The following is a 4,261-nucleotide window of genomic DNA, read 5'->3' as shown; positions in this document are numbered from 1 at the left end:
ATCCCGCAGCCGATGTCCACGCCGACGGCGGCGGGGCTGACGGCGTCGCGCATGGCGATGACGGAGCCGACCGTGGCGCCCTTGCCGTAGTGCACGTCCGGCATCACGGCCAGTCCGTGGATCCAGGGCATCCGGGTGACGTTGCGCAGCTGGTCCATCGCCTGGGCCTCGACCTGGTCCGGGTCGGCCCACATGCGGATGGGAACGCGTTCACCGGCGACCTCGGTGTAGGACATGACAGGCCACCTCCCTTTCCTGATCGGGCCTGTGCGGGGCGAACCGGTGTTCGCCCCGCAACATCCAGCCAGAGTCGGTGCAGGGAGGCAACCGGATTTTCCGCGGAGGCGGCGGGCCTCACCCCTTGACGACGCCCAGGGGCACGAGCCGGGCCACCCTGCGGCACAGGCCCGCGCCGACGCTGGCGTCCACCACGTCGGCGACGTCCTTGTACGCGGACGGCGCCTCCTCGGCCAGTCCCTTCCACGACGTCCCGCGCACCGCGATCCCGTGCTCCTCCAGGTCGTGGCGCAGCGCCTCGCCCCGCACCCTGCGCACGGCCTCGTGGCGGCTCATCACCCGGCCCGCGCCGTGGCAGGTGGAGTGGAACGCCCTCCCGTCGGGGACACCGGCCAGGACGTAGGAGGCGGTCCCCATCGTGCCGGGGATGAGCGTGGGCTGGCCGACGTCGGCCAGGTCGGCGGGCAGGTCGGGGTGGCCGGGCGGCCACGCCCGGGTGGCGCCCTTGCGGTGCACGCACAGTCGGCGCCGCCGCCCGTCGACGACATGGGTCTCCACCATGGCGAGGTTGTGGGACACGTCGTAGACGAGGTCGAGGCCACAGCCCGCGTGGGTGGCGAAGGCCCGGCGTGCGGCCTCGCCGAGCAGCTGGCGGTTGACCCGCGCGAAGTTGGTCGCCGCCGCCATCGCCCCGAGGTAGGCGCGCCCCTCCCTCGACTCGACCGGGGCGCAGGCGAGCTGCCGGTCGGGGACCGAGATCCCGTAGCGCTCCATCGCCCGTTCCATCACGCGCACCTGGTCGGAGCAGACCTGGTGCCCGAGGCCGCGTGAACCGGTGTGGATCATCACGCAGACCTGGCGCGGCCGCAGCCCGTAGACCCGCGCCGCCCGCGCGTCGTAGACCTCCTCGACCGCCTGGACCTCCAGGAAGTGGTTGCCCGAGCCGAGGCTGCCGACCTGTCCGAGCCCGCGTTCCACCGCCCGGGGGCTGATCCGCCCCGGGTCGGCGTCGGCCATCCGCCCGCCGTCCTCGCACCGCACCAGGTCCCGCTGCACGCCGTGGCCCATGTCCACCGCGTGGCACGCCCCGCCCTCCAGGACGTCGCGGAGCCGCCGGGCGTCGGGCATCGGCCACACGCTGCCGCGCCGCATGCCGCGCGGGACGCTGTGGCCGAGGGCGTCCATGACCGCGCCGAGCCTCGGTTCGAGCGCCTCCCGGTCGAGGTCCGCGGCGAGGAGTCGAACGCCGCAGGAGATGTCGAACCCCACCCCGCCCGGCGAGACCACTCCGGCCTCGTCCACGTCGGTGGCGGCGACGCCGCCGATGGGGAAACCGTAGCCCCAGTGGATGTCCGGCATCGCGTAGGAGGCCGCCACGATGCCCGGCAGGGTCGCCACGTTGGCCACCTGGCGCAGTGACTCGTCCACCGCGGGGTCGGGCAGCAGTCGTCGCGACGCGAACACGATGCCCGGTACCCGCATCCCTCCCTCGCGTTCGACACGGAACCGGTACGGAGTCTCTTCGGTGATGCGCATGGCGCGCTCCCGGGTACGTCAAGGGACCACTGCTCGTGGTCGGGCCCCTCCCGGGCCCGATCTCAGACGTCGATCGTCACGGTGCACCACCATCCCTCCGGGCCGCGTTCGCAGCGCAGCCGGTGCAGGGAGACGGCCTTGGGGACCGCGCCGACGGGTTCGAGCGCGTCGGCGTCGACCATCGAGAACCGCGCCCGGAGCCCGGTGGGCGTGGCCAGCACCTCGGTCGCGGCCGGGAGCAGCCCCCTGGTCTCCAGGAGGTAGACGACCTCGTCGATCACCGCGGCGAGGAGGTCGGCGTCGGTCGCGCCCTCCAGGTCGCGTTCGACGGTCGTCGTCGCGGGCGGCGGCCCGGTTCCGACGACGCTCTCCACCACTCCGGTGACGGCGTGCGCGACACACCGCTCCCGGGTCGGCGCCCACGCCTGCACCGTCAGGTCCGCGGTGTGGGCGGTGGTCCGGTGACCGGCGTCCGTTCTCGGCATGGCCACGGCTTCCTGGTCCGCTGCGGTCGTGCTCCTCCCCTTCCACTGTCGTGCCCGTTCGGACGGGGTGGCTACCGGGCCGTCAGCCGCCGATCGCCGACATCGGGCGGGCCGGTTGGAGGAAGGAGGGGTCGTTGATGCCGTGACCGGGGAGCTTGGTGGCCACGGCCGCCCGCCAGCTGTCGGCGATCTCCTCGTCGGTCGCGCCGCCGCGCAGCAGGGCGCGCAGGTCGGACTCCTCCCGGGCGAACAGGCAGTTGCGGATCTGACCGTCGGCGGTGAGGCGCACGCGGTCGCACGCACCGCAGAAGGGCCGGGTCACGGAGCCGATCACGCCGACGGTGGCCGGCTCCCCGTTGGGGAAGCGGGCGCCACGCACGTGGAAGAGTTCGGCGGGGGCGCTGCCGCGCGTCTCGGCGTCGGCGGCCTCCAGGGTGAAGTCGGCCTCCAGGCGGGCGAGGATCTCGTCGGCGGTGACCATGGTGTCGCGGCGCCAGCCGTGCTGGGCGTCCAACGGCATCTGTTCGATGAACCGCAGCTCGTAGCCGTGCTCGACGCAGTAGCGGAGGAGGTCGGGTGCCTCGTCGTCGTTGATGTCGCGCATGAGCACCGCGTTGACCTTGACGGGGGTCAGCCCGGCCTCGGCCGCGCCGGCCATGCCGTCGAGGACGTCCTGGAGGCGGCGCCTGCGGGCGAGCTGCTCGAAGCGGTCGTGGCGCAGGGTGTCGAGGGAGACGTTGACGCGGTCCAGCCCCGCCTCGGCCAGGGCGGGGGCCATGCGGGCCAGTCCGATGCCGTTGGTGGTGAGGGCGGTCTGCGGTCGGGGGGTGAGGGCGGTGGTCCCCGCGACGAGGCCGGGCAGGCCGCGGCGCAGGAGGGGTTCACCACCGGTGAAGCGGACCTCGGTGATGCCGAGGCGGGTGGTTCCGACGCGGATCAGGCGCAGGAGCTCGTCGTCGGTGAGCAGTTCCGGCTTGGGCAGCCATTCCAAGCCCTCAGGCGGCATGCAGTAGGTGCACCTGAGGTTGCAGCGGTCGGTGAGCGACACGCGTAGGTCGGTCGCCACTCGTCCGTAGGAGTCGGCCAGCACGAGCGTCACCCTCTCCAGTCTGATTTACCGGACGGGTTGGGCTCGGATAGACCCGCCCGAGGGATACCCACTGGTTAGCGTAGAAGATCACCTTTTATGTGGAGTAGATAACATCGCACCTTATGCCGTATTTCGTTCCCCCCTACGAACGAAGGCCCTCCCGCCTGGGGCGCGACTACGAACGGACGCGTCGATCGTTACACGCCTGATGCCCGTGGTGTGGCGGTGTCCCCTCGGCTCACTCAGGCCACGGGAGTCAACGACAGTCCTCCCCTGCGTGCGTGCCAGGACCGCGCCGCCATAGGGTGTTCCTCCCAGAGATCGTCGCAGACGAGGAGGCGAAGCGCCGTGATCACCACACGCGAGTGGGCCCTGGCGGGCNNNNGGGGCCCCCCGCCGAGGGCGAACCGACGTGGTTGGCGGTACTGGTCCACGGCTACGGCGAACACCTCGGGCGCTACGAGAGGGTCGCGGAGGACCTGGTGGCGGCGGGCGCGGTCGTCTACGGCGCCGACCACCGGGGGCACGGCCGCTCCTCGGGCGAGCGGGTGCTCATCGACGACTTCGCCGGAGTGGTGGAGGACGTCCACCGTGTCATCACCCAGGCGCGCACCGCCTACCGCTCGCTCCCGCTGGTCCTCATCGGACACTCGATGGGCGGCCTCATCGCCGCCCGCTACGCCCAGACCCACCCCGAGGTGCCGCGCGCTCTGGTCGTGTCCTCACCCGTCCTCGGGCGCTGGGAGGTGCTGGAGGCGCTGCGTGACCTGGAGGAGATCCCGGACGTGCCCATCGACCCCGCCGTGCTCTCCCGCGACCCCGACGTCGGCGCCGCCTACGCCGCCGACGCACTCGTCTGGCACGGTCCCTTCAAGCGGCCCACGATCCAGGCGATGCTCACCGAACTCGACCG

4 protein-coding genes and 1 pseudogene are annotated in these 4,261 nt (G+C 72.5%); 1 reads left to right on the top strand and 4 read right to left on the bottom strand.

The features are described 5' to 3' along the window. The 4 genes from D471_RS32805 to moaA form a co-directional block, all read right to left on the bottom strand. The coding region (locus D471_RS32805; RefSeq protein ID WP_040688130.1) for an RtcB family protein at positions 1–236 on the bottom strand (236 nt) is incomplete at its 3' end. Positions 237–354: 118 nt separating this feature from the next. Beyond that, positions 355–1,773, bottom strand: a complete 1,419-nt coding sequence (locus tag D471_RS0103210; protein ID WP_017597291.1) for an RtcB family protein — start codon at positions 1,771–1,773, stop codon at positions 355–357. Between the two features lie 62 nt (positions 1,774–1,835). After that, positions 1,836–2,258: an archease gene (locus D471_RS0103205; protein ID WP_017597290.1), complete on the bottom strand. Its 423-nt coding sequence runs from the start codon at positions 2,256–2,258 to the stop codon at positions 1,836–1,838. An 82-nt stretch (positions 2,259–2,340) separates the two neighbouring features. Beyond that, complete coding sequence (gene moaA / locus D471_RS0103200) at positions 2,341–3,348, bottom strand: GTP 3',8-cyclase MoaA (protein WP_026127359.1); 1,008 nt, start codon at positions 3,346–3,348, stop codon at positions 2,341–2,343. Between the two features lie 348 nt (positions 3,349–3,696). On the opposite strand from moaA, the pseudogene D471_RS32800 reads away from it, so the two are divergent. Then, positions 3,697–4,261: pseudogene (locus D471_RS32800) on the top strand (alpha/beta fold hydrolase); the annotation flags it as partial.

The organism is Nocardiopsis lucentensis DSM 44048 (genome assembly GCF_000341125.1).
In the GTDB taxonomy this organism is placed as follows: domain Bacteria; phylum Actinomycetota; class Actinomycetes; order Streptosporangiales; family Streptosporangiaceae; genus Nocardiopsis; species Nocardiopsis lucentensis.
This window is presented reverse-complemented; position numbering and strand designations above follow the sequence as displayed.

Excerpts from the sequence above, each read along its gene's own strand:
- D471_RS0103210 (WP_017597291.1), bottom strand. The coding sequence starts at position 1,773 with ATGCGCATCACCGAAGAGACTCCGTACCGGTTCCGTGTCGAACGCGAG.
- D471_RS0103205 (WP_017597290.1), bottom strand. The coding sequence starts at position 2,258 with ATGCCGAGAACGGACGCCGGTCACCGGACCACCGCCCACACCGCGGAC.